The organism is Pseudonocardia lutea (assembly GCF_042658055.1).
Classification (GTDB): domain Bacteria; phylum Actinomycetota; class Actinomycetes; order Mycobacteriales; family Pseudonocardiaceae; genus Pseudonocardia; species Pseudonocardia lutea.
The window spans coordinates 1-5168 of record NZ_JBHSQK010000127.1; the positions used below are offsets into that span (position 1 = coordinate 1).

Below are 5168 nucleotides of genomic sequence, written 5' to 3' on the forward strand. Positions count from 1 at the left end.
CACGGTGTAGAAGCGCATCAGGATGTGCGGCAGGCCGGCCGTGCCGAGCACCAGCGCCAGGCCGAGCGAGATGAAGTCGAGCCGCGTGGTGCCGCTCTTGCCGTACTGGGCCCCCGGGGCGAGCAGCTTCTCGCCGGCCGAGCCCATGTGCGCGACGGCGTCGCCCATCAGCGCGGACAGGTTGAAGCCGGAGAGGGCGAGCACCCACAGCGTCATCACGCCGGCGCCGACGATGAGCAGCACCGCCTTGATGATCTGCACCCAGGTCGTGCCCCGCATGCCGCCGATGAGCACGTAGGCGATCATCAGCGCGCCGACGACGGCGATGACGATCGACTGGCCGGTCTTCGACTTGATGTCCAGCAGCAGCGCGACGAGACCGCCGGCGCCGGCCATCTGGGCCAGCAGGTAGAAGAACGAGACGGCGAGCGTCGAGGTCGCGGCCGCCGCGCGGACCGGGCGCTGGCGCATCCGGAAGGCCAGGACGTCGCCCATCGTGTACCGGCCGGTGTTGCGCAGCAGCTCGGCGACGAGCAGCAGCGCCACCAGCCAGGCGACGAGGAAGCCGATCGAGTAGAGGAAGCCGTCGTAGCCGTAGAGGGCGATGGCGCCCGCGATGCCGAGGAACGACGCCGCCGACAGGTAGTCGCCGGAGATCGCGATGCCGTTCTGCGGCCCGGAGAAGCCGCCGCCCGCGGTGTAGAAGTCGCTGGCGCCGCTCGACGCCTTCCTGCTCACGCGGATCACGATCGCCAGCGTGGCGATCACGAAGATCGCGAAGATGCTGATGTTGAGCAGCGGGCTGGAGCCCTCCACGCCGCCCTGCGCCAGGAGCCTCACTTGCGGACCCCCTCGATCTCCTCGCGGATCGCCTCCGAGTGCGGGTCGAACTTCTTGTCCGCCCACTTCACGTACCAGGTCGTGATGGCGAAGGTGGACACGAACTGCAGCAGGCCGAAGACCAGGCCGACGTTGATGTTGCCGACGAGCTTGGTCGACATGAAGCCGGCCGCGTAGCTCGCCAGCACCACGTACAGCAGGTACCAGGCGAGGAAGGCCGCGGTGAGCGGGAAGATGAACCGGCGCAACCGGCTGCGGAGCGCCTGGAACTCGGGGCTCTGCTGGACCGTTGTCCAGTCGGGGTGGGCCGTGGTGCCTCCCGCCGGGCTCTCGCCGGCAGGGGGCGGGGACTCGGTGGTGCTCACGGTGCCTCCTCGCACTGTGGGATCACGGGCTGCGTCGACCCGGGCGGAACCGGGTCGAACCGGGCACAGCACACCGGGACTACCCGAGACGGCGGAAGTAACCCACGACACACCGCGGAGTCGGACGACGAACGGCGGACGAACGGTCGAATCCTGCGACCAGCGGTCCGGTGTTCAGGTTCGCTCGTCCAGGTGCAGGCGCAGCATCGCGGCCTCGGCACCGGGCGGCGGGCGGTCCCGGCGGGACACCGCGATCATCGTGAGGAAGGCGAGCGGCACCGAGAACAGCGCCGGCTGCCCGAGCAGCAGCGCCACCAGCCCCGGATCCGGCCGGGCGAGCAGGCCCAGCGCCATCACCCCGGCCGACGACGCCAGCCCGACCGCCATCCCCACGAACGCGCCCCGCGCCGTCAGTCCCCGCCACCAGATCCCGAGCACCAGCATCGGGCAGAAGGTCGACGCGGCCACGGCGAACGCCGAGGTGACGACGGCGCCGACGTCGATCCGCACGGCCGGCAGGGCGAGCAGGACGATCACCCCGGCAGCGAGCAGCGCGGTCAGCCGCAGCCGGCGCAGCGAGCCGGGCAGCAGGTCGTGCGCGAGCGCCCCGGCCAGCGCGAGCAGCAGGCCGAGCGAGGTGGCCAGGAACGCGGCGAAGGCGCCGGCGGTGAGCAACGCGGTGAACACCGCGCCGGTCGTCCCGCCGTCGACCCGGCTCGGCAGCGCGACGACGGCGGTGTCGGTCGCCCCGGACAGGTACAGCTCGGGCAGCAGGACCCCGCCGAGCAGCCCGTAGACCACGGTGAAGACGTAGAAGGAGCCGAGCAGGCCCACCGTGATGGCCGCCGTCCGCCGGGCTGCCCGGCCGTCCGGGCTGGTGTGGAACCGGACGATGACGTGCGGGAGCCCCATCGTGCCCAGGGCGGTGGCGACCAGCAGCGACCAGGTGGCCAGCAGCGGGTGGCCGTTGCCGCCGTCGAGCAGCGGCTGCTGCCAGGTGGCGCTGCCCGGCAGCGCCGCGCCGGCGATCTCCGGCACCGCCGCGCCCTCGGGGAAGACCCAGGTCGCGTCCCCGGGGGCGACGTGCTCGCCCGGCTCCAGCCGCACCGGGACCCCGTTCGCGAGGACCGTGACGGGCTCGCGGACCTGCAGCCGGGTGTCCAGCCGGAAGGTGACCTCGGTGGGCCGGGGGAAGGCGGCGTACTGCGCGGGCCGCAGGGCCTCGGCGCGGGTGCCGGCGCCGACCGCCACCACCAGCCAGATCGCCGGGACGATGAACAGCAGCAGCTTGAGCACGAACTGGAAGGCCTGCACGTAGGTGGCGGCGCGCATCCCGCCGAGCGCGAGCGTCACGCTGACCGCCGCGCCCGCGACCACGATTCCCACCCAGTGCGGCACGCCGCTGACCAGCGTGAGGACCTGGCCGGCCGCGGTGAACTGCGGCACCAGGTAGAGCCCGGCGATCACCAGCACGACGACGGCGCTGAACCGGCGCAGGCCCGCCGAGCCCAGCCGGGCCTCGGCGAAGTCCGGTACGGTCAGCGCGCCCGTGCGGCGCATCGGGGCCGCGACCAGCACCAGCATCAGCAGGTAGCCTGCGGTGAACCCGACCGGGTACCACAGGGCCCCGACCCCGTTCTTGACGACGAGCCCGGCGATGCCGAGGAACGACGCCGCCGACAGGTACTCCCCGGAGACGGCGGCGGCGTTGAGCGTGGGGGAGACCCGCCGGGAGGCGACGAGGAAGTCCGAGGTGGAGCGCAGCGCCGCAACGCCGCGCGCCCCGATCAGCAGCGTCGCCAGGACGACCGGGACGACGGCGAGCGCGGTCACCGGCGGCGGTCCCGCGGCGCCACGACCGGGCCCCGTTCGGTCCGCTCCGCGCGGCGCAGCTGCCAGTGCGCCAGCCCGGCGAGCGCCGGGTAGGGCAGCAGCGCGACGGCGATCCAGACGACCGGGACCGGCCCGAGCCGCAGGTCCACCGGCACGACCCCGAGCAGCACCGGCAGCCCGACCAGCAGCAGGGCGGCGGCGGCCAGCGTGGTCGCGGCGATGCGCAGCTGGCGGCGCCGGAGGTCGGCCGCCGCGTCCAGCTCGTCGCCGGTCAGGGAGCGCGGCACGGCCGACACGCCCCGCCGCGCGGCGAGCGCCACCCGGGTCTGCGGGCTGGTCACCGCGACCCGCCGCTGCCGGCTCACCCCGCCACCCCGGGCGCCGGCACCCCGGGCACCGCCGCCCGGGGCACGGTCACCCCGGGCACGGCCGCTCCGGGCACGGCCGCCCCGCTCATCGCGGCCGGCCCGGCGAGAAGTCGCCCCGGGTGGCGGCCTCGAGCAGCCGTTCCCGCAGCTCGCGGGCGTGCCGGCGGCTCACCGGGACGTCGCCGGCGTCCGTGTGCGCGAGCAGCCCGCCGCCGGCGTCGCTGCGCAGCTCCTGCACTGCGTGCACGGCCAGCAGGAAGCTGCGGTGCACCCGCACGTACCCGACGCCGGACCAGTGCTCCTCGAGCCGCGAGATCGGCATCCGCACGAGGTGCGAGCCGGTGCGGGTGTGCAGCCGGACGTAGTCGCCCTGGGCCTCGGCGAACCGGACCTCGTCCCGCCGGACGTACCGGGTCCGGCCGCCGAGCTCGACCGACACCGCGGCCAGCTCGTCGACGGCCGGGGCGGGCGGCCCCGGGTCCGCGGGCCGCGCGACGCGCAGCACCCGGGCGAGGGTGGCGTCGAGCCGTTCCGCGGCGACCGGTTTGAGCAGGTAGTCCAGCGCACCCACGCCGTAGGCCGACACGGCGTGCTCCTCGAACGCCGTCACGAACACGATCTCCGGCGGGTCCGTCATCCGGGAGAGCAGCGACGCGAGCTCCAGGCCGTCCATCCCGGGCATGGAGATGTCGAGGAAGGCGGCATCGAACCGGCGCGCCTGCAACAGCTTCAGCGCGGTGAGCGCGTCGCCGGCGGGCACGACCTCCTCGACGCAGCGCGAGCCGGCGAGGAGCCGGGTCAGCTCGGCGAGGGCCGGGGCGACGTCGTCGACCGCCAGGACCCGCAGTCGACCGGAGTTCACGAGGCCACGACCCCGGGCTGGAAGCGGGGCACCCGCATGACCACCCGCGTGCCCGCGCCGACGGCGGTCTCGATCACCAGGCCGTACTGCGGGCCGTACACCGCGCGCAGCCGCCGGTCCACGTTGGTCAGCGCCAGCCCGTCGCCCGGGCCGGCCCCGGCCAGCACCGCGCGGGCCACCTCCGGATCCATGCCCGGCCCGTCGTCCTCGATGACGATCACGCACTCCGATCCCTGGGCCTCGCCGCTGACCTGCACCGACCCGCCCTCGTTGCGCCGCTCGACGCCGTGCTGCACCGCGTTCTCCACCAGGGGCTGCAGGGCGAGGAAGGGCAGCGCGACCGGCAGCACCTCCGGCGCGATCCGCACCTGCACGCGCAGCCGGTCGCCGAGGACCGCGCGGGCCAGCGCCAGGTAGGCCTCGACGGCGCGGAACTCCCCGGCCAGGGTGGTGTAGTCGCCGCGGCGGGCGACCGAGTGCCGGATGTACTCGGCGAAGTCGAGGATCAGGTCGCGTGCCCGGTCGGGGTCGCTGTCGACGAAGGAGCCGATCGTGGTCAGTGCGTTGTAGACGAAGTGCGGGGAGATCTCGGCGCGCAACGCCCGCAGCTCGGCCTCCTCCGCGGCCGTCGCCGACGCCTCGAGCCGGCCCCGCTCGAGCGCCTCCGCGACCCAGTCGGCCGCCCGCCGCGCCGCGGCCCGCGGGACGTCGCCGCACACCGCCAGCACCCCGGCGGGCTCCCCGCGGACCTGCAGGGGCAGCACCACGGTGGTGCCGCGTGCGGCCCGGTGCCCGTCCTTGCGCGCCTGCTCGACGAGCTCGTCGGCCCGCGGGTCGGGCCGCCCGGCCCAGGCGGGCTCGCCGTGCAGCCCGGCCAGCCCGACGGCGTCGGCGGCGAGC

The 5168-nt window shown here is 74.9% G+C and carries 6 protein-coding genes; all 6 read right to left on the reverse strand.

Features of this window, described 5'->3' with window-relative positions; all coding sequences use genetic code 11:
* On the reverse strand, window positions 1-840 hold an 840-nt coding region (locus ACFQH9_RS31565), incomplete at its 3' end, for a solute symporter family protein (RefSeq protein ID WP_379572044.1).
* The gene (locus ACFQH9_RS31570; RefSeq protein WP_379572046.1) at window positions 837-1205 is read right to left on the reverse strand and encodes a DUF485 domain-containing protein; all 369 of its coding nucleotides are present in this window, start codon (window positions 1203-1205) and stop codon (window positions 837-839) included. The genes ACFQH9_RS31570 and ACFQH9_RS31565, both read right to left, overlap by 4 nt.
* Window positions 1206-1379: 174 nt before the next feature.
* On the reverse strand, window positions 1380-3038 hold the full coding sequence (locus ACFQH9_RS31575) for a sodium/solute symporter (protein ID WP_379572048.1): 1659 nt from the start codon (window positions 3036-3038) through the stop codon (window positions 1380-1382).
* On the reverse strand, window positions 3035-3403 hold the full coding sequence (locus ACFQH9_RS31580) for a hypothetical protein (RefSeq protein ID WP_379572050.1): 369 nt from the start codon (window positions 3401-3403) through the stop codon (window positions 3035-3037). Before ACFQH9_RS31580 ends, ACFQH9_RS31575 begins: the two co-directional genes overlap by 4 nt.
* Window positions 3404-3491: 88 nt before the next feature.
* On the reverse strand, window positions 3492-4268 hold the full coding sequence (locus ACFQH9_RS31585; protein ID WP_379572052.1) for a LytR/AlgR family response regulator transcription factor: 777 nt from the start codon (window positions 4266-4268) through the stop codon (window positions 3492-3494).
* A partial coding sequence (locus tag ACFQH9_RS31590; RefSeq protein WP_379572054.1) for a sensor histidine kinase occupies window positions 4265-5168 on the reverse strand: 904 nt, incomplete at its 5' end. The genes ACFQH9_RS31585 and ACFQH9_RS31590, both read right to left, overlap by 4 nt.